We start from the raw sequence: 19,660 nt of genomic DNA on the forward strand, positions 1-19,660 counted from the left end.
GAGCTTATTTAGAGCCCATCAGGCGATTCAATATCTTTGCTGCCAGCTCCGCATCTTTCGAGGACATCGCATTTAAAATCCGTGAACGAGTAGCATCATCCACTGTATTTAAAATGGTCATGGTCTTAGCGGGACTGATCTTGTACGTTTGCATCAGCAGCTCGGCAGCGTTGGCGGGTGTCATTCCGGCAAAGGTCTGATTCAACTGGTTTTTATCCAGATTGTCGGATGACTTCTTCTGCGCTGCCTCCGTTTCGTTCTTCTTGAGTCTGGATTGCAAAGCCGCGATGGCCAAATCTTCAGAAGTCTCAGCATCTTTAAGCATCATGGTTGCATCCGCTGCCGTTTTCGGATCCATTTTCTGCAGAATGGCAACCCGGTTGCTGCTCTTCATCTGACTAAGCATAAGCACCAGTTCTTCCTGCGTAAGGTTTTGCATAATCGGTGCGGCTTTGCTTGGACTCATGTCGGCGTAGAGCTTGGACAGTTCACGAATCTGCTTGGTATACGCGTCTTCCTCTTCTGTCTCACCGCTTGTCGGTGTGCTCTGCATCGAATCAATCTGGGTTTCCAGCTCTTTCACCTTGTTTTCCTGTGCTGCCTTTTGCTCTGATACTTCATTTAATGTTTCTTCGCGTTCGGCAAGCTGCTTCTTGAGTTCAACAATCGTTGCTTCCGCGCTTTCTTCCTGCTGCTTCGCTTCTTTGAGTTTCTGCTCTTCCGGGGTCAGCACCGGATCCGGGACCCAGTTCTTGATAACCGGAATTTTATTAGCTACATCGATTAGTCCATCCCGCACATCGGCTCTAAAAAATACGGCAAGCGCCCCGAGCAGAACAATCGTGAATATAGCAGGTACCAAAATCAACAGTATCCGTTCAAATCCTCCGCCTGATTCTTCCTTATCAAGCGGCATGTCTTTTCGTGCCACTCTCATTCCTCCTTCGCGGTCATAACCCTTCGGTGTTTGCAAACCTTATCGGGCTTTGATCGCAAAACGTACCGTCGCCATTTCGTCCAGCTCGTTTTGTTCCCGAAGGAGACTTTCATGCCGGAACTTTTCTTGGGATTTATCTCTTGCCTTTAACCACACTTTTTCGTCAAGCATCTTATCAGACAATACCTTTTGTTTCTTCGTTACATTGACATGAGCGATTCGTATGTCATCCCGTTTCCGCTCAATGCATTCTTCCAAGTACTCTGCATATACCTGAATGTTTCGGATCTCAGCAACCGGCACGCATCGCGATGCCACCTCCTGCTGAGCGCGATACATTTGATCCCGCATCTCATACAGCTCATTCAGACTTTTCTCTTCTGCCTGCAGCTTCCCGATGGCACTTGACAGCATCCATTCGGCTTGCGTTTTCTCGTTGCTTTTCAGGTCTACGATTTTCTGGAATGCATAATGAAATTTCATTCTTCAAAGTCATCTCCTTGAAAACTCGGAAATCAAACGTTCCTGAACCTCATTCAATGTTGTCTTCTCATTCACTTTTTGCTTCGTGAAATCCCATATTTGGCCGATATATTCAATCGATTCATCGATATCAGCATTCGAGCCCTGTTGATATGCCCCAATATTGATCAAATCCTCCGAGTCCTTGTATATCGCCATCAGCCGCTTTACGTTCTCGGAAGCATCGATTTGTTCCTCCGGCGAAATATCTTTCATTACGCGGCTAATGCTAGCCAGCACATCGATAGCCGGGAAATGCCCTTTGTTCGCTATATTCCGGTTTAAAACGATATGACCATCGAGGATCCCCCTGACCGCATCCGCGATCGGTTCGTTCATGTCATCACCGTCTACCAGCACCGTGTAAAAAGCGGTAATCGAACCCGTTGGCCCTGTGCCTGCGCGTTCCAGAAGCTTCGGCAGACTTGCAAAAACAGACGGAGTATAACCACGCATGGCCGGCGGTTCTCCTACAGCAAGGCCTACTTCACGCTGCGCCATCGCATAGCGGGTAACAGAATCCATCATCAGCATCACATTCAGGCCGCGATCCCGGAAATATTCAGCGATCGTTGTAGCAATCAAGGCTCCCTTAATGCGGATGAGTGCCGGTTGATCCGAGGTCGCTACAATCACGACGGACCGTTTTAACCCCTCGGGGCCCAAATCCCGTTCTATGAAGTCCAGCACCTCGCGTCCACGTTCCCCGATCAAAGCAATGACATTGACATCGGCAGATGTGTTTCGAGCGATCATTCCCATCAGAGTACTCTTCCCGACACCAGATCCGGCGAATATGCCGACCCGCTGGCCTTTGCCGATAGATAGCAATCCGTCAATCGCGCGGACGCCGATGCTGATGGGCTCCTGAACCCTCGGCCTATTGAGCGGGTTCTGGGGGACATTATGTGTTGAATAATGCGGCATACGCGCCGGAATGATAGATCCATCCAGCGGTTGTCCCAATCCGTCGAGCACTTTGCCAAGCAGTTCCGAACCTACTTGCACGCTCAGCGGTTTGCCGGTACCGACTACATCACAGCCGGGACCAATAGAGTGAAGCTCGCCAAGAGGCATCAGCAGCACTTTGTTGTCTCTAAAACCCACGACCTCCGCCTTGAGCGGCTTGGATTGCTTCGTGGGATAGATGTAACAAACATCGCCGATGCTTGCATCCGGACCTTCGGACTCCACCATCAGCCCGATAACCTGCGTAACTTTGCCGTTGATGCGAACAGGGTCCAGATGTTTCAGATGATCCATATACCGCGCGCTATTCAGCTTCTTCATCTTGATTTCTCCGTTCCTCATCATCAAGAGCGAACCGCACGAGTTCTTTTTTGATCTCGGCTAGCTGTGTATCGATGCGGGCATCCACGCTTCCGAAGGAAGACCTGATCACGCAGCCGCGATCTTTAACCGTGGAATCCGGCAAAATTTGAAGTTCTGCCTGAGAATCGATCGATAATCCGAGCTCTTCCCGTGCCGCGTTTACAAATTCGAATTGCTCAGGAGCTACGCAGAGGGAGATGACTCCTTTTTCCCGCTTGCGTGCCAGGTTCTTTCGAATCAGCTCCAGCGTGAAAGCAGGTTCAATCGTAAGCTGACGATCCAGTACTTTCTCCGCTATGCTGCAGCTGAGCTCCACCAAGAACGGCTCCGCTTCCTGAATTAAATCATCCTTAGCTTGATGGGCGAGTTGAAGCAATTCACTCGCTTGTAAAGTCGCTTGCTCCATCAGTTCCTTCATCTCAAGTTCTGCCTTAGCTGAGCCCTCGGCGTATCCTTGGTTAAATCCTTCCATCTTCAGCGTTTCAGACAAATCCTCGTCCTGAAGCCTTCTTTCGGTCCACCACGCTTCAATCTGCTGCTGCGCTTCACTCAACAGCCGCTCCGCCTCTTCCGAAGCCTCACGGATTTGCCTTTCGGCAAACTCTTGAGCATCCTTCAGCATCTCATGCTTTAAGCGTTCAGCTTCAGCCAGCGTCTGTACAGCAGCCGGCTCGGCAGTCGGGGGAGTATATTCCTCGACCGTTTCGTGGGTTGGTGACGCGTAACGACGAGCAAGATCCAACTCTTTCAACACATCCATCGGTTTATAGTGGGACGATTTGATCAAGTTAGACAATGATGTCATCTCCTCCGCCGCGAGCAATAATAACCTCGCCCGCTTCTTCGAGTCTTCGGATCGTGCTTACAATCCGCGTCTGAGCTTCCTCTACATCACGCAGCCGCACCGGTCCCATGTATTCCATTTCTTCGCGGAAGGTTTCGGCCATACGCTTGGACATGTTGCGGAAAATGACATCCCGCACCTCTTCGCTTGCCACCTTGAGTGCAAGCTGTAAATCGGCGTTCTCGACATCGCGGATAATACGCTGTATCGAACGGTTGTCCACGTTGACGATATCTTCGAATACAAACATCCGCTTCTTGATTTCTTCTGCGAGCTCAGGATCCTGGATTTCCAGGGAGTCGAGGATTGTTCGTTCCGTTCCTCGGTCAACGCCGTTCAAAATTTGAACGATGGATTCAATGCCACCCGCACTGGTGTAATCCTGCGTAACCGTAGCCGACAGCTTCTGTTCCAGCACGCGTTCCACCTGGGCGATGACTTCTGGTGAAGTACTGTCCATGACTGCAACCCTACGCGCTACTTCGGCCTGCTTCTCTTGCGGAAGCGAAGATAGGATCGCGGATGCCTGCTCGTATTGAAGATAGGACAAGACGAGTGCAATGGTCTGTGCATTTTCGTTCTGGATAAAGTTCAGGATTTGGCTTGGGTCCGCTTTGCGGGCAAAGTCAAACGGTCTTACTTGAAGCGTTGCTGTCAGTCTGTTGATCACTTCCATCGCTTTTTGCTGTCCAAGCGCCTTCTCCAAAATCTCTTTAGCGTAATTAATACCGCCTTGCGAGATGTATTCCTGGGCTAGACAAATTTGATGGAATTCCTGAATAATGCTATCTTTCTCATCACTGTCGACTTTGCGAACATTCGCAATCTCCAGCGTTAATTGTTCAATTTCTTCATCTCGAAGATGCTTAAATATTTGAGCGGACACTTCCGGGCCAAGTGTAATGAGCAGTATAGCCGCTTTTTGACGTCCGCTTAACATTTGGTTATTTCCCTTAGCCAATGCTTCCACCTCTATTCCTCAGCTAGCCATGTGCGAAGTAAATTCACGAATTCATCTGGCTTCTTCTTCGCCAAGGTTTCGAGCTGCTTACGAACCTGGCTTTCATTGGTTATACTTTCGAGATTAATCGATGGGAATTCCGTAACTGGTGGAAGCTGAATGTCATCTTCAAATTCTTCCTGCTGCTGTCTGCGTCTGCGGATGATGAAATAGGCTCCTCCGGCAATTAACGCTAACGCAGCGATACCAATCCCCCATAATACAGGTTTTGAAAGAACGGTTTTCGGATTTTCATCCGCATTTACATTAAATACCTGTGAAATAACCGAAACTTTTTTGGACAAATCAGCGTCTGTATAAGTAGAGTCTGTATCCGAGAGCGACGCTCGTACAATATTCACCAGAATGTTCTGTATTGCCGTTCTTGTTGCATCATCCAAAGTTTGTTGTCCGGCAGGTGGTTCAACCGAGACATTAATGGTTAAATCTTTAACAGTATATGGGCTTGCTATGATATCCTTCGTAATCCGGTTAACTTCATAGTTAACGGTTTTGGAGAGCTCTTCCGAGTTCGTTTCTCCACTTCCAGAATCGCTAGGATATCCCGGAACAGCTTCTTCGCCTACACCGGCCACTCCGCCGGTTGGACTACTGGTTCCCGAATAGTTCTTCTGGATCTCCTGAACACTGAGCTCAATCCCCTTCATTTCTTCTTCATCAACAGGGGTTACGATGTTTTCTTTGCTCTGCACTTGATCAAAGTTCAGTTTCGAGGCAACCAGAACATTAACTTTATTCGATCCCATGTATTGCGAGAGAAACTGCTGAACATTTTGCCTAACGTCGCTTTCGAATTTTTTCTGAAGCGCGAAGTTTTCTTCCACCTTGCCCATCAATCCACCTTGGCCGCCTTTAGCTGTTGCGAGCAGCTCGACTTCGTCATTGGTGATTGTAATGTTCTCAACCGGCAAGTTTGGAATGGCTGTCTTCACCAGGTTGTAGTACCCGTCAATGACTTCTTGATTAGGACGATAGCCCGGTTTGAATTGCACAACTACGGAAGCACTGGCTTGATCTTCGTTTCCGTTCTTGGCAAATACACTTTCTTTTGGCAGATTTAATAATACCGTTGCATCTTGGACGCCCTGCATCTTCTCAAGCAGTCGTTCTACTTCGCCATTCAGTGCATTTACATATTTCACTTCGAATTCGTTATCTGTCATCCCGATGGCCGATGCGTTCTTCTCGAAGGTTTCGAATCCGATCGTACCATTCTGTACAAGTCCTTGAGACCCTACATCAATCTGGACTTTAGCTGCGCTCGTACTCGGAACCAGGATGCTTCTGCCATCCTCGCTCAGCTTGTAGGAAATCCCTTGAGTCTCCAGGTGGCTGATGATTCCTGCGGCATCGCTGGAATTTAGATCCCGGAATGCTACTTCGTACTTCGTCTTAGAGAACTGCATCGTTAGTACGATTAGAGCAATCAAAACAAATGCTATTGTAGCGATTAACATTATTTTTTGTTTGTTGCTGAATTGGTTCCAATACTGGGTCATTCTCTCCCTATATTGGGTAATTCTCTCGTTCACATTGTCACCCCATCCGAAACTTTGCTAGAAACATTTAGATTTGCGTGCGCATGATCTCTTGATAGGCTTCTACCACTTTGTTTCGGACCTGCGTTGTGAGCTGAATGCTCAACAGAGCCTGTTGGGCGGATATCATCGCCTGATCTACGTTTACTTGTCCAATCATTAATTTATCGCTCATGACATGAGCATTTTGTTCCTGTGCTGCCACAGAGTTCAGTGCTTCATTCAGGTAAGAGCCAAAATCGCGAATCGATTCGGAAGGAGTCGCTCCATTTTTCACTTGCTCCTGCAGTTGAAGCGGCTGTACGCCCTGAACACTGAACATTGCATTTTGAATCATCTCTTTCTCTCCTCCTACAATATGGGCTTATGTATTTCTATTTGCTATCTACCGATCTCCAACGCCTTCATAATCATCGCTTTCGAAGCATTTATCGCCGTAACGTTAGCTTCGTAAGAACGGGTAGCTGCCAGCATATCCACCATTTCCTTCGTTATGTCCACGTTAGGCATAAAGACATAGCCTTCCGCATTCGCATCCGGATGTGTAGGGTTATATACCTGTTTCAGCGGAGCTTGATCTTCCCGCACCTGCGCAACCTTTACCCCTCGTCCCACATTCTGACCATTCATCTGAGCTCTAAGAAGCCCTTCAAATGACTCCTGCTGCGGCTGTAACACAACCGTTTTACGGCGATACGGAACGGCATGGCCATTCTCTATTCGAGCGCGAGTGGTTTCCGCATTGGCTATGTTGGAGGAAATGACATCCATTCGAAGCCGTTGTGCTGTTAGAGCTGATGCATTAATACCGAAGCTATTGCTAATATTCATGAACCCTATCTCCCTTCAATAGCTGTACGCATCATTCGAATCTGCTCATTTACAGCTTGTATGTATGAATTATAACGGAGCTGATTCTCTGCAAGCAGCGACATTTCTCTGTCTGCATCGACATTATTCTGGTTGTTATTCATGGAGCTGCTGCCATCCTTCATAACCGAAGCATCAGGAATCCCCCCGGTTGGACCAATGACAAAATGCCTGGGATCCGTTCTTCTGCCCTGAAGCGACAATTGGGCCCCATCCATTTCTTTTTTCAGAAGACTCTCAAAGGATACCTCGGATCTCTTAAAATGAGGAGTATCCACGTTGGCGATGTTGTTTGCAATCACATTGTTTCTGAGATTCGCTGCATCCAAACCGCTTTGAAGCCGTTGAAAAGAACTATTGTTCAACAGATTCACTAGCTCATTCCTCCTGACTGGACTTTGCAGAAAGGTATTCCACTCTTCCTAGCTAAATCCTCTTTTTTCGACAAATCATATAATCCGTATGAACTAACCTAGGTCTTAAGTAGAAAAAGACAACATGATGTCACATAAACTAAGTTTCTTAAAGATTGGGACTTTTTACAATAAGAAAAAAGCCCTATCTTTTACCAAAAAGAAGGGCTTTGTGTTCATTTTTATCCGATTTTTTTCTATATTATTGCAAATCGTACCACTAAATCTGTAAAATTTAAGCGATTTTTCCCGAAGGGTAGGTCCTGCTACGACCCATAAAATTCACAAAAAATTACGAAATCCGTCCCGATCCCTTCCAACATGCGAAAGCGCTTCGACAACTTGCTGGTAGGGTCATGATGAATATCGACAATTATTTCCTTTCGCATACCCGGAAGATAGACCTATATGCATGCAACTACAGAATATACTGGCTCAGATCCCGGTCCTGGGCGATGCCGGCAAGTTTCTCCCGGACATACTGCGGCGTAATCACCATGCGGTCCAGCGTCAACTCAGGCGCTTCAAATGACAGGTCTTCGAGGAGCTTCTCCAGTATCGTATGAAGTCTCCGCGCGCCTATATTCTCCGTGTTCTGGTTAACCGAAGCCGCGATTTGGGCGATCTCCCGTATAGCTTCCGGGGAAAACTCAACCTCAAGATCTTCAGTACGCAACAGATTGACGTATTGCTTGGTTAGTGCATTTTTCGGCTCGGTCAAAATAGATACAAAATCGTCGAGTGACAAGCTGCTAAGCTCCACCCGAATCGGAAAACGCCCCTGAAGCTCGGGAATCAAATCCGATGGCTTCGCAATATGAAATGCACCGGCAGCGATGAAGAGGACAAAGTCCGTTTTTACCGGCCCGTATTTCGTCATAATCGTGGAGCCTTCCACGATAGGCAAAATATCGCGCTGCACACCTTCTCTGGACACATCTGGACCTGATTGACGGCCCTGGCTGGCAACCTTGTCGATCTCGTCGATAAAGATAATGCCGGATTGCTCTGCCCGACGAATGGACTCCTGAATGACATCATCCATATCGATAAGCTTGCCCGCTTCCTCTTGCGTCAGCACTTTCCTGGCTTCCTTGACGGACAGCTTGCGGCGCTTTGTGCGCTTTGGCATCAGATTACCGAACATTTCCTGCATGTTCATCCCCATCTGATCATTGCCCTGCCCCGCAAACATATCAAACATGTTCGGAGCAGCATCCTCGACATCAATCTCAATCGTTTCGTCTTCAAGCTTACCGGACAGCAGGTTAAAACGAACCTGTCTCCGTTTCTCTTTGAGACTAACGTCCTTATCGTCCGCATCCTCATCTTCGGCCTGGGTATCGTTATTAGTACCGCCAAACAGCATCTCAAAGGGATTGCGCTGACTCTTCTGTCCTTTGGTTGAAGGCGCCAACAGCTGAACGATCCGCTCGTTCGCCATTTCCTCGGCTTTGTCCTTTACCTTCTCGGTACGTTCCAGCTTCACCATCCGGATCGCGGTTTCCACAAGATCCCGTACCATGGATTCCACATCACGGCCGACATAACCAACCTCGGTAAACTTTGTCGCCTCGACCTTGACGAACGGTGCATGGACCAGCTTGGCAAGCCTTCTTGCAATCTCCGTTTTGCCGACGCCGGTAGGACCGATCATCAGAATGTTCTTCGGTACGATTTCATCCCGCTCGTCATCCGTAAGCAAACTCCGGCGATAGCGGTTCCGAAGGGCTACAGCGACCGATTTTTTAGCGTCCTTCTGGCCTACGATGTATTTATCCAGCTCGGATACAATCTGTCTTGGCGTCATCGATTCTTTACTCATCGCGAATACCTCCACCCCTGATATGGCTATATGTTACTGTATGGCATCCTTACAGCTCTTCGACAATAATATTGCTGTTGGTATAGACACACACCTCAGAAGCGATCTGAAGCGCCTCTCTGGCTATATCTTTCGCTTCCATATGTCCGGCATGTCGCTTAAGCGCCCGACCTGCCGACAACGCAAAATTGCCGCCTGACCCTATGGCCAGCACATCATCATCAGGCTCGATGATTTCGCCGCCGCCTGAAATCAGGAGCATTCCTGTTTTATCCATAACAATCATCAAAGCCTCAAGTTTGCGAAGCACACGGTCTTGACGCCAGTCCTTCGCGAGCTCAACAGCGGCACGCTGCAGGTTTCCATGGTGCTCTTCCAGCTTGCCTTCGAATTTCTCAAATAACGTGATTGCATCCGCCACAGAACCGGCAAAACCGGCGACAACTTGTCCCCGGTAAAGACGGCGCACTTTCTTGGCGGTCTGCTTCATGACTACACTTTCACCAAATGTAACTTGGCCATCGCCGGCAATAGCTGCTGTGCCATTATGCCGTACTGCGCAAATCGTCGTGGCGTGAAAAGTCATTTCCATGATGGCAAGACCTCCCTAAGAAAATAAGATTAGATTGTATTTAGTTCGTTAGCATTAATAAATATTCGTACTCCGTCAAGAGCTCGGCTCGCAAGCGCTTCGTTCTTTTCCTTTTTGTTGCGAATGCGCTTCTCGAGACTCGGAAGAAGACCGAAGTTCGCATTCATCGGCTGGAAGTTATCGGGATCAGCATGGGTGATGTAGTAGGCCATACTCCCGATAGTTGATTCCTGAGGGAATACAATCCCCTCCTGCCCCTGAGCCGCTCTTGCTGCATTGATTCCAGCAATCAATCCGGATGCCGCCGATTCAACATATCCTTCGACACCCGTCATTTGTCCCGCGAGATACAGATTAGGCCTTGTTTTCACCTGATAGGTTTGTTCCAGCAGTCTAGGCGAATTAACAAACGTATTGCGGTGCATGACGCCGTAACGCACAATTTCGGCGTTCTCGAGTCCCGGAATCATGGAAATGATCCGCTTCTGTTCGCCCCACTTCAAATGAGTCTGGAAACCGACAAGGTTGTAGAGGGTACCTGCCGCATTATCCTGACGGAGCTGCACCACAGCGTGCGGCAGCTTGCCAGTATGCGGGTTCACCAATCCTACAGGCTTCATCGGGCCAAACAAGGCGGTTTGTTTACCACGCTTCATCATAATCTCGATCGGCATGCAGCCTTCGAAATAAATCTCCTTCTCAAACTCTTTCAATTGAGCGACTTCGGCATTGATAAGAGCGTCATAGAAAGCGTCAAACTCTTCTTCCGTCATGGGACAATTCAGATATGCCGCTTCGCCTTTATCGTAACGGGATGCCAGATAGACCTTGCTCATATCAATGGAATCCTTTTCCACGATCGGAGCAGCTGCATCGTAAAAATAGAAATAGTCCTCACCCATCAGCTCACGAATCTGTGATGACAATGCAGGCGAAGTCAGAGGCCCTGTGGCAATAACAACGATGCCTTCTTCAGGTATATGCTGAATTTCTTCATTTACAACCTCAATTAAAGGATGCTGATGCAGGGTTTCCGTAATTTCTCCCGAAAAACCGTCACGGTCAACGGCCAATGCGCCGCCAGCCGGGACAGAATTGCGGTCTGCCGAACCGATGACAAGCGAGTTCAGCATCCGCATTTCTTCCTTCAATACCCCGACTGCGTTGGTTAAACCGTTCGCGCGAAGCGAATTACTGCATACAAGCTCAGCGAACTTGTCCGTATGATGAGCCGGCGTCTTAACGACCGGCCGCATCTCATATAATGTAACGGGTACGCCGCGGCTAGCGATCTGCCAAGCAGCTTCACTGCCTGCAAGCCCTGCACCGATAACCGTAACCCTCTGTGAATCTGTCAACGTCATTACCCCCTGTATGCCTTACAAATCTGCTGCATCGTCCTGTTCCTCGACCATTTCGGAATAATCACAAGAAGTACATTGAAGCTTGATGCCTTGCTTGCTTTTCTTCTCTACCATCAAACTGCTGCAATTCGGACATGGCTTCGTTGACGGTTTATCCCATGATACAAAGTCACATTCGGGATAACGATCACACCCAAAGAAGACGCGCCCCTTCTTGCTCCGGCGTTCCACGACATGGCCTTCCTTGCATTTCGGGCAGGCTACGCCGATATCTTTCACGATCGGCTTGGTATTCCGGCAATCCGGGAAGCCTGAGCATGCAAGAAACTTGCCAAACCTGCCCAGCTTATACACCAATGGCTTACCGCATTTTTCGCAGATTTCATCGGAAACCTCATCTTCGATTTCGATTTCCTTCATTTCTTCCTCTGCTACTTCAAGGCGCTTTTCAAAGGATTCATAGAACTCTGCCAATACTTTGACCCAATCTTCGGAGCCCTCCTCCACATGGTCGAGGTCCTCTTCCATGTTCGCCGTAAACTCCACATTGAGAATTTCCGGGAAGAACTGCTCCATCTGTTCGATGACAAGTTCACCGAGCTCGGTTGGCATGAATTTTTTCTCTTCGATGGCAACGTAGCCTCTCTTCTGGATCGTCTCCAGCGTCGGTGCATACGTACTAGGACGCCCTATACCGAGCTCCTCCAGCGTTCGGACAAGACGTGCTTCCGTATAACGCGGAGGCGGCTGGGTGAAGTGCTGCTTCGGCTCAATATCCTGCTTCTCCAGAATGTCGCCACTATGAAGCTCTGGCAGGTATTTATCTTCCTCTGTCGTCCCGTCGTCGTTGCCTTCAACGTAGACCTTCATAAATCCAGGGAAACGAACCTTCGAACCCGTTGCGCGGAAGACTGTCTTGCCCGCGGTAATATCCACAGAAAGCGTATCCAGCACAGCAGAAGACATCTGACTCGCCACAAATCGCTCCCAAACCAGTTTATACAGGCGAAGCTGATCACGACTCATGAACGGCTTCACGGATTCAGGATCCCGCAGCACCGATGTAGGTCGAATCGCTTCATGCGCGTCCTGAGCGTTGGCCGCTTTTTTCGAGTATTGTCTCGGGCTCTCCGGAACGAACGGATCACCATACTTCTCGGTGATGTATTCTTTCGCTTCCTCTTGAGCCGTGCCTGAAATGCGCGTAGAATCCGTACGCATATAGGTAATCAAACCGACGGTGCCTTCCTTGCCAAGCTCGACGCCCTCGTACAGCTGCTGGGCAACGGACATGGTCTTGGCAGCCCGGAAACCAAGTTTACGTGCAGCTTCCTGCTGCAAGGAACTTGTCGTAAACGGTGGAGACGGGTGGCGCTGACGTTCGCGCTCTTTTACTTCGCCGACTTGGAAGGAAGCATCCCGAATCGCTTCGAGAATTTCATTGACTTCCTGTTCATTGGTCAGCTCCTTCTTCGCGCCGTTAAGCTGCGTGAATTTGGCTTCGAATGCGGATCCTTTAATGGCCAGCTTGGCCGTAATGGTCCAATATTCTTCCGGAACGAAAGCGCTTATCTCATTCTCACGGTCGAGAATGATTTTGACGGCTACCGATTGAACGCGGCCGGCAGAGAGTCCCTTTTTTACTTTCTTCCATAGAATAGGGCTGATCTTATAACCAACCAAACGGTCGAGGATACGTCTTGCCTGCTGCGCGTTAACCAAATCCATGTTAATTTTGCGCGGCGTCTTGAAGGCGTCCTTCACGGCCGTTTTCGTTATTTCATTAAATACAACCCGCAGGCTTTGAGTATCATCCAGCTCCAATGCATGCGCAAGATGCCATGCAATGGCTTCCCCTTCGCGATCGGGGTCAGCTGCGAGGTACACTTTTTTCACCTTTTTGCTAGCATCCTTAAGTTCCTTTAAGACAGAACCTTTTCCGCGGATCGTAATGTATTTCGGATTGAAGTCGTTTTCCACTTCAACCCCGATCTGGCTCTTCGGCAAATCGCGAACATGACCCATCGAAGCCTTCACGATATACTTGCTGCCGAGATATTTGCCAATCGTTTTCGCCTTAGCAGGCGACTCTACGATGACGAGTGAATCCGCCACAGGTTCATCCTCCTCTCCAACATTCAAACTTTCCCATTAAATGATCTTATATATAGCACCGGGTAATTGGGTAATCTGCTTTTTTATGATTAAAGATAACAGAACTGAATGCAAATGTCCAAAATCCCACCGGGTTCGCTCGATCATCTCATCCAGCGACCCGGGACCCTGTTCGAGCATATGGTATATTTGTCGTTCGTCATTTGTCAACCCGGCTAGTACATCCGGATGATCCTGACGAGGGGCCCGCCGCTCCTTATTGTATGTATCCGAAGCCACTTTTGGCAACCAGGAATCATATTCTTCTATTATATCACTAGCTTGCGTGACCATCTTGGCCCCTTGCTTGATCAAATCCAAGGTCCCTCTGCTCTTCGGTGAAGTGAGAGGTCCCGGAACGGAGAACACGTCCCTTCCCGCCTCCAGGGCTAAATCCGCCGTAATCAACGATCCGCTGCGGGCATCCGCCTCTACCACCACGGTGCCTAGCGTGAGCCCCGCAATAATCCGGTTTCGCTGAGGGAAGAATCCCGGGAGCGCCTTGGTGCCAGGCGGGTATTCGGAAATGATAAGTCCCTTAGCCGCGATTTCTTCATACAGCGATCGGTTCTCCGGTGGATATATAACGTCGATGCCAGCTCCGAGAACCGCTACTGTCGGTCCCCCGCTTCGCAAAGCCGTATCGTGGACTACGCTATCAATGCCTCTGGCCATGCCGCTGACAACCATGAACCCTGCTCGTGCCAACTCCTCGGATAGCATCGTTGCAATCTTACGCCCATATGCAGTAGGCATTCTTGTACCTACCATCGCAATCCCTGGCCTCGACAGCAGATGAGGATCGCCTATGCAATACAACACCCAGGGTGCCTGTGGCGAAGATTTTAACGTGTCCGGATAGATATCATCGAGGGCTGTTATAATACGTATTTTTGAACGGTTTGTCAAATTCCATACCCCGGCTTCATGTTGTCCAAACCCGACATCATCCGTACTCGACAGATCGACCTGCTTTCTTTCGACAACGGAAGAAAAATCTTTGGCCAGTTTATTCGCTTTTTCGACAGATAGACCACAGGCTCTCCAATCATTCGCATCATATGACAGCAACCCCTGATGCAGTTCACCATTCAATATGATTCGGTTAATGGACTTCCATCCGATACCTTCGCTTTCATGCAATGCGATCAGCAGTAAGCTATCCAGCTTCATAATGGGACCTCCTTAAAATATAAAATCAAAAGCAAAAAAGCAACCCTTCATTTCCTGTTTAGGAAATAAAAGGTTGCCTACCTTAGATTATAACCATGGGCTTAGCCTAGGATTGCATAAGAATCTACTTCTAGTGAGTCGTGCAAGACTCCAAAAGACCTTTCTCCTCAAGCACGCTAACCAGGGTTGAGCCCATTTCAGCAGGTGTAGGAGCTACCTTGATACCGCAAGCTTCAAGTACAGAGATTTTCTCCTTGGCTGTTCCTTTACCGCCAGAAATAATCGCACCTGCGTGGCCCATACGTTTTCCTGGAGGCGCCGTTGCGCCGCCAATGAAGCCTACCACTGGTTTAGTCATGTTCGCTTTGATCCATTCAGCCGCTTCTTCCTCTGCTGTACCGCCGATCTCACCGATCATAATAACCGCTTTGGTGTTAGGATCTTCATTAAAGAGTCTCAATACATCGATAAACTCCGTCCCTTTAACCGGGTCGCCGCCAATCCCTACGGCGGAGGATTGTCCGATGCCGCGAGCTGTCAACTGGTGAACTGCTTCATATGTCAGGGTACCACTGCGCGATACAACGCCGACATGTCCTGGCGTATGGATGTAACCAGGCATGATGCCGATTTTGCATTCACCCGGTGTAATGACACCAGGACAGTTAGGACCGATCAGACGAGTTTTCTTGCCTTCCATATAGCGGGATACTTTTACCATATCCAGCACTGGAATGCCTTCCGTAATACAGATAACCAGATCCATCTCGGCATCAACTGCTTCCAGAATGGAATCGGCTGCAAAAGCCGGAGGCACATAAATTACGCTAGCGGTTGCGCCTGTTTTGGCTTTGGCTTCCTCAACGGTGTTGTAAACCGGCAATTTGACGGTTTCGCCGTTCTCAAGCGTAATTTCGACTTCGGTTCCACCTTTGCCAGGTGAAGTTCCCCCGACCATCTGTGTACCGTAATCCAGGGCGCCTTTTGCATGGAAAAGGGCTGTTTTACCAGTAATCCCTTGCGTGATAACTTTTGTATTTTTATCGATCAAAATACTCACGATTGATTCACATCCCCTATTGTTATTTGAAAATGAAAGCAACCGCACGGCAGGGCTTTCGAAGCCCATCGTGCCATGCCCCTTCAGGAATGAAATATTACTGAACGAGGGAGACGATCTTCTGTGCTCCGTCGGCCATGGAATCAGCAGGTACGATATTAAGACCGGACTCAGCCAGAATCTGCTTGCCGAGGTCTACGTTCGTTCCTTCCAAGCGTACAACAAGCGGACGAGTTAAGCCCAGTTGTTTTGCAGCTTCGACAACACCGGTAGCGATAACGTCGCAGCGCATAATACCGCCGAAAATGTTGACAAAGATTCCTTTTACTTGAGGATCGGACAAAATAATCTTGAAGGCTTCCGTTACCTTCTCCGTTGTTGCACCGCCCCCAACATCAAGGAAGTTAGCAGGGTCGCCGCCATAATACTTGATGATGTCCATCGTAGCCATGGCAAGACCTGCGCCGTTAACCATACAGCCGATGTTGCCATCGAGAGCTATGTAACTCAAATCGTATTTGGATGCTTCGATTTCCTTCTCATCTTCTTCGTCCAGGTCGCGCAGTTCAAGGATGTCTTTATGACGGAACAACGCATTGGAATCGAAATTGAGTTTGGCATCGAGAGCCATGACGTTTCCGTCACCGGTTACGACTAGCGGATTGATTTCAGCGATAGAGCAATCCTTCTCTACAAATGCCTTATACAAGGCCAGCATGAACTGAACGGCTTTACCTACCAGTTCATTCGGAATATTAATGGAATACGCTAATTTCCGCGCTTGGAATGTTTGAAGTCCGATCGCTGGATCTACAACCTCTTTAAAAATCTTCTCGGGAGTTGCTGCTGCAACTTCTTCGATCTCGGTACCGCCTTCTTCGGACGCCATCAAAACGACACGACCGGTAGCACGGTCAACGACCACACCGATATAATACTCTTTGCGAATATCGCAGCCCTCTTCAATGAGGAGACGCTTGACTTCCTTGCCTTCCGGACCCGTTTGGTGAGTCACCAACACCTTGCCCAGAATTTCTTCAGCATAAGCACGAACCTCATCCAGGTTCTTCGCCACTTTAACACCGCCGGCTTTACCCCGACCGCCTGCGTGGATCTGTGCTTTGACAACGGTTACGGGACTGCCCAAAGATTGTGCAGCTTCAACTGCTTCTTCTACCGTAAACGCTACCTTGCCGTTCGGAACAGCTACTCCATATTGCTTCAGTACTTGTTTTCCTTGATATTCATGGATATTCATTCTCGAATCCTCCTATCAACATGACTGGAACAAGGCTGGCTAACACGGAACTAATCTATGAAAGATCACCCTGTCAACCTTTATATATTAAACCCAAGCTATTGTAACATGTTTTTAAAACGCTTACCTTAAAAAGTTCACAGTTTATCCACTCGATTTGGCATGGGTATGATTCCTTCCAGATATAAATTGGAGAAATATGTAAAATTCAATTCATTTGTTTTTTCGTGCAAAGCGTATCAATCCGATAATCCACAATACGACAACGGCAATGCCTAACAACCCTGCAACTAGAGTAATGATGATATTTCCCCAGAGTATTGTCATTCCGATTCCCTCTCCTATCCGAAATAATTAGTACAACAGTTACTATTATACCATTAAATCCCTTTTTATTTAAGTTAAACTGTGACGCAAAATAAAACTCTTTATCCTTTTTCTGCTATCCGTTAGAATGATTGAAAGATTAGTGAACGCATTCATAAGGAGATTCAGCATGAGTTGGTTGAAGTCATTTTTTCCACTGCATTCATTATTTGTCAAAATGCTGGTGTATTTTCTCATCGTGATTTTCTTGCTCTCCTCCTACAACCTATGGTCGATGACATTCTACTCCCGAAATGTAAACAATGAAATTGTCAAATATAATCTGACCCTGATTCGAAATACCGTAGATCAATTTGAGAAACAATACTCCACTTGGAAGAATCTCCTCCTCAACCTTCAGCACGATGAATTTGTCGGAAATATTAGCAGGCAGGCCGATTCCGGCGGAAAGAAAGGCATCAATTATCTGCAGGTGGATATGGTGATGGATCAGATCCGGACCTTGGTAAGCCAGCCCTACTATCACTTGAACAATGTCATGATCTACTACCAGAATCATTCCTTCCTGCTTGAACGGGATGGCATCGTTGACGATGACCGCATGTTTAAGCATTACTACATAAGCGACTCCATTCCATACGAGTTCTGGAATCGGAGAGATCACGCAACCGGTTTTCTGCAAATGCTCCCCAGCAGCACTTTCTCCATCGGGACAGAGAAGAGTGAGTTACAGCTGATGCCTCTAATTACAAACGTACAGGGCAGTCCCTGGAAGATCATAGCTTTCGTAAATATGAAAAGCTGGTATGAATCCTATAAAGGAATGACCGGTTCCCGTTTTCTGTTGGTGGACTCGAAGGGAGAAATTCTGTTCGAATCCGCCCCGGATGCGAAAACCCAGCCACTGCCGGAATGGGACGGCCAATCGGAATGGATGATGGAGAAGGGATCTTATTACTTTTTCGAAAAGGGCACCCGCTCCGGCCTCACCTATGTCTCCATTATTCCGCATAGCGAACTCAACCAAAGCATCAGCCGCATGAACTGGATTGCCGTGCTGTTATTTACAGCTACCCTGCTCATCGGGATTTTGGCATCTTGGGTATTTTCCCGCAAAATCAACCGGCCGCTCAAGAGAATGGTTACAGGACTGGGCCAGGCGGAGATGGAGCTATATCAAGGGAGCATTGCCGAATTCAGCGCCATTTCCAACCACCTGAAGGGTTTGCAGCATGAACGGAAGAGCATCAAGGAATGGATGGACCATACCAAACCGCTCTTAACCAGCTACCATTATTTGGCCCAGTTCAAAAACATTGCCATTGATACCGCCGCTGCCAAAGAGCTTTGGGTCGGCGAGGGTGCATTCATGGTTATCGTTTATCAATTGAGGTACCGGCACGACCCTTCTCGCCAGCTTGATGCCTTGATGACAAGGGCAACCGGCAAGATCAAGGCTATGATCACGCTGCAGATCCAAGAATCGTTTCCCCTATCACACACCCTTCAGATGGAGGGCAAACAAATTTTATCCATTGTGTATACACAAGAAAAATCTGACACGCTTCAGCAGTGTCTCAGTCAGCTCAAACAGATTTTTGATCAAGATCAAAGCACCTATCTCGTGAATATTGCGGTTTCGTCCGTGTTCCAGCAAACCTCTGATTTTGACCGGGCTTATACAGAAACCATGTCGCTCCTGCATCAAGCCATGCCGATTGAGGAAACCCAGATTATCTGGGAGAAGGAACGCCGGGAAGATGTAACAGGGTTCACTGCCGAACAGGAACACGAATTTTACGTGAATTTACAGGCCGGTAACGAGAGCAGCTGCCAATCGCTTATCGAGCGCGCCCTGGATCGATTGCAGCGGCAAGAGGCCACGGCAGATCAGCTAAGCCACTTTGCCAAATCGGTCTCGGTCCGCATGAGAAGGACAGTAGAACTGCTGAAAATCAATACCGACGCGCTTCCGGATTACGCTGAAAAACTTGCATACAGCATAACCCCCGGGCAATACCGGGAAATCCTTCTCGACGAGCTCGCCCATGCAACCCATGCGATCCGTCTGAAACGAGAGGAACATTACGATATCATTCAATATGTCATTCATTATCTGGAGTCCCATTTTGCTGAAGAAATATCACTTGAGCAGCTAGCCTATAAACTCAACATGTCGCCTACTTATCTGTCAGGGTACATTAAGGAGAAGACAGGGAGTAATTTCAGTGACCAATTGAATGCGATTCGAATATCGAAAGCGAAAGAACTTCTGGAGACGACAAATATGCCGATTCAGGAAGTAGGTAACCGGATCGGCTACCGTAATGTCACCTCCTTTATCCGCATGTTCAAAAAAATAACCGGCCAAACACCAGGTGATTACCGGAAAACCAACTGGGTCCGATAAACACACAGATGAGCGGCCGG

General features: G+C 48.2%; 17 protein-coding genes. 1 reads left to right on the forward strand and 16 read right to left on the reverse strand.

Translation table 11 applies throughout. From position 1 onward, the window contains the following. Nucleotides 1-4 precede the first annotated feature (4 nt). The 16 genes from CRG97_RS21140 to sucC all read right to left on the reverse strand — a co-directional run bounded on the left by CRG97_RS21140 (nucleotide 5) and on the right by sucC (nucleotide 16,903). Entirely contained in the window at nucleotides 5-937 is a 933-nt protein-coding gene (locus CRG97_RS21140; protein ID WP_202618977.1) for a MotE family protein, read from the reverse strand. A gap of 39 nt (nucleotides 938-976) precedes the next feature. Beyond that, entirely contained in the window at nucleotides 977-1,420 is a 444-nt protein-coding gene (fliJ, locus tag CRG97_RS21145; RefSeq protein ID WP_098747053.1) for a flagellar export protein FliJ, read from the reverse strand. Nucleotides 1,421-1,429: 9 nt separating this feature from the next. Continuing rightward, on the reverse strand, nucleotides 1,430-2,749 hold the full coding sequence (fliI, locus tag CRG97_RS21150; RefSeq protein ID WP_098747055.1) for a flagellar protein export ATPase FliI: 1,320 nt from the start codon (nucleotides 2,747-2,749) through the stop codon (nucleotides 1,430-1,432). Continuing rightward, nucleotides 2,733-3,587, reverse strand: coding sequence for a FliH/SctL family protein (locus CRG97_RS21155; RefSeq protein ID WP_098747057.1), 855 nt, complete (start codon nucleotides 3,585-3,587; stop codon nucleotides 2,733-2,735). The genes fliI and CRG97_RS21155 overlap by 17 nt, the downstream gene beginning before the upstream one ends. Continuing rightward, entirely contained in the window at nucleotides 3,580-4,596 is a 1,017-nt protein-coding gene (fliG, locus tag CRG97_RS21160) for a flagellar motor switch protein FliG (RefSeq protein ID WP_071220479.1), read from the reverse strand. Before fliG ends, CRG97_RS21155 begins: the two co-directional genes overlap by 8 nt. 11 nt (nucleotides 4,597-4,607) lie before the next feature. Then, entirely contained in the window at nucleotides 4,608-6,188 is a 1,581-nt protein-coding gene (gene fliF / locus CRG97_RS21165) for a flagellar basal-body MS-ring/collar protein FliF (RefSeq protein WP_098747060.1), read from the reverse strand. A 34-nt stretch (nucleotides 6,189-6,222) separates the two neighbouring features. Then, nucleotides 6,223-6,531, reverse strand: coding sequence for a flagellar hook-basal body complex protein FliE (gene fliE, locus CRG97_RS21170; protein ID WP_076324995.1), 309 nt, complete (start codon nucleotides 6,529-6,531; stop codon nucleotides 6,223-6,225). A gap of 44 nt (nucleotides 6,532-6,575) precedes the next feature. Next, entirely contained in the window at nucleotides 6,576-7,025 is a 450-nt protein-coding gene (gene flgC, locus CRG97_RS21175) for a flagellar basal body rod protein FlgC (protein WP_098747062.1), read from the reverse strand. A 5-nt stretch (nucleotides 7,026-7,030) separates the two neighbouring features. Next, the gene (gene flgB / locus CRG97_RS21180) at nucleotides 7,031-7,438 is read right to left on the reverse strand and encodes a flagellar basal body rod protein FlgB (RefSeq protein ID WP_076324997.1); all 408 of its coding nucleotides are present in this window, start codon (nucleotides 7,436-7,438) and stop codon (nucleotides 7,031-7,033) included. 457 nt (nucleotides 7,439-7,895) lie between these two features. Then, complete coding sequence (gene hslU / locus CRG97_RS21185) at nucleotides 7,896-9,302, reverse strand: ATP-dependent protease ATPase subunit HslU (protein WP_098747064.1); 1,407 nt, start codon at nucleotides 9,300-9,302, stop codon at nucleotides 7,896-7,898. A 49-nt stretch (nucleotides 9,303-9,351) separates the two neighbouring features. Then, a complete protein-coding gene (hslV, locus tag CRG97_RS21190) occupies nucleotides 9,352-9,894 on the reverse strand; it encodes an ATP-dependent protease subunit HslV (RefSeq protein WP_006211334.1) in 543 nt (180 codons plus the stop codon). 29 nt (nucleotides 9,895-9,923) lie between these two features. Next, the gene (trmFO, locus tag CRG97_RS21195) at nucleotides 9,924-11,258 is read right to left on the reverse strand and encodes an FADH(2)-oxidizing methylenetetrahydrofolate--tRNA-(uracil(54)-C(5))-methyltransferase TrmFO (RefSeq protein ID WP_372238816.1); all 1,335 of its coding nucleotides are present in this window, start codon (nucleotides 11,256-11,258) and stop codon (nucleotides 9,924-9,926) included. A 15-nt stretch (nucleotides 11,259-11,273) separates the two neighbouring features. Continuing rightward, nucleotides 11,274-13,373, reverse strand: coding sequence for a type I DNA topoisomerase (gene topA, locus CRG97_RS21200; RefSeq protein WP_076325000.1), 2,100 nt, complete (start codon nucleotides 13,371-13,373; stop codon nucleotides 11,274-11,276). Nucleotides 13,374-13,409: 36 nt separating this feature from the next. Beyond that, nucleotides 13,410-14,585 (reverse strand): DNA-processing protein DprA, encoded by a 1,176-nt coding sequence (gene dprA, locus CRG97_RS21205; RefSeq protein WP_098747066.1) that lies wholly within the window; start codon nucleotides 14,583-14,585, stop codon nucleotides 13,410-13,412. 130 nt (nucleotides 14,586-14,715) lie between these two features. Further along, nucleotides 14,716-15,645 carry a succinate--CoA ligase subunit alpha gene (sucD, locus tag CRG97_RS21210; protein ID WP_071220478.1) on the reverse strand — a complete coding sequence of 310 codons (930 nt, stop codon included), beginning with the start codon at nucleotides 15,643-15,645 and terminating at the stop codon, nucleotides 14,716-14,718. Between the two features lie 97 nt (nucleotides 15,646-15,742). After that, nucleotides 15,743-16,903 carry an ADP-forming succinate--CoA ligase subunit beta gene (sucC, locus tag CRG97_RS21215; protein WP_006211339.1) on the reverse strand — a complete coding sequence of 387 codons (1,161 nt, stop codon included), beginning with the start codon at nucleotides 16,901-16,903 and terminating at the stop codon, nucleotides 15,743-15,745. 496 nt (nucleotides 16,904-17,399) lie between these two features. Between sucC and CRG97_RS21220 the strand changes: the two genes are divergently transcribed. Further along, a complete protein-coding gene (locus CRG97_RS21220) occupies nucleotides 17,400-19,640 on the forward strand; it encodes a helix-turn-helix domain-containing protein (RefSeq protein WP_098747068.1) in 2,241 nt (746 codons plus the stop codon). Nucleotides 19,641-19,660: the final 20 nt, after the last annotated feature.

The sequence above is a fragment of the Paenibacillus sp. EZ-K15 genome, from assembly GCF_002573715.1.
Classification (GTDB): domain Bacteria; phylum Bacillota; class Bacilli; order Paenibacillales; family Paenibacillaceae; genus Paenibacillus_AQ.

What these genes read in the sequence shown, in the direction of transcription:
- hslU (WP_098747064.1), bottom strand. Translation starts at nt 9,302, where the DNA reads ATGAGTAAAGAATCGATGACGCCAAGACAGATTGTATCCGAGCTGGAT.
- CRG97_RS21220 (WP_098747068.1), top strand. Translation starts at nt 17,400, where the DNA reads ATGAGTTGGTTGAAGTCATTTTTTCCACTGCATTCATTATTTGTCAAA.
- fliJ (WP_098747053.1), bottom strand. Translation starts at nt 1,420, where the DNA reads ATGAAATTTCATTATGCATTCCAGAAAATCGTAGACCTGAAAAGCAAC.
- hslV (WP_006211334.1), bottom strand. Translation starts at nt 9,894, where the DNA reads ATGGAAATGACTTTTCACGCCACGACGATTTGCGCAGTACGGCATAAT.
- fliI (WP_098747055.1), bottom strand. Translation starts at nt 2,749, where the DNA reads ATGAAGAAGCTGAATAGCGCGCGGTATATGGATCATCTGAAACATCTG.
- sucC (WP_006211339.1), bottom strand. Translation starts at nt 16,903, where the DNA reads ATGAATATCCATGAATATCAAGGAAAACAAGTACTGAAGCAATATGGA.
- trmFO (WP_372238816.1), bottom strand. Translation starts at nt 11,258, where the DNA reads ATGACGTTGACAGATTCACAGAGGGTTACGGTTATCGGTGCAGGGCTT.
- CRG97_RS21140 (WP_202618977.1), bottom strand. Translation starts at nt 937, where the DNA reads ATGAGAGTGGCACGAAAAGACATGCCGCTTGATAAGGAAGAATCAGGC.
- fliE (WP_076324995.1), bottom strand. Translation starts at nt 6,531, where the DNA reads ATGATTCAAAATGCAATGTTCAGTGTTCAGGGCGTACAGCCGCTTCAA.
- dprA (WP_098747066.1), bottom strand. Translation starts at nt 14,585, where the DNA reads ATGAAGCTGGATAGCTTACTGCTGATCGCATTGCATGAAAGCGAAGGT.
- flgC (WP_098747062.1), bottom strand. Translation starts at nt 7,025, where the DNA reads ATGAATATTAGCAATAGCTTCGGTATTAATGCATCAGCTCTAACAGCA.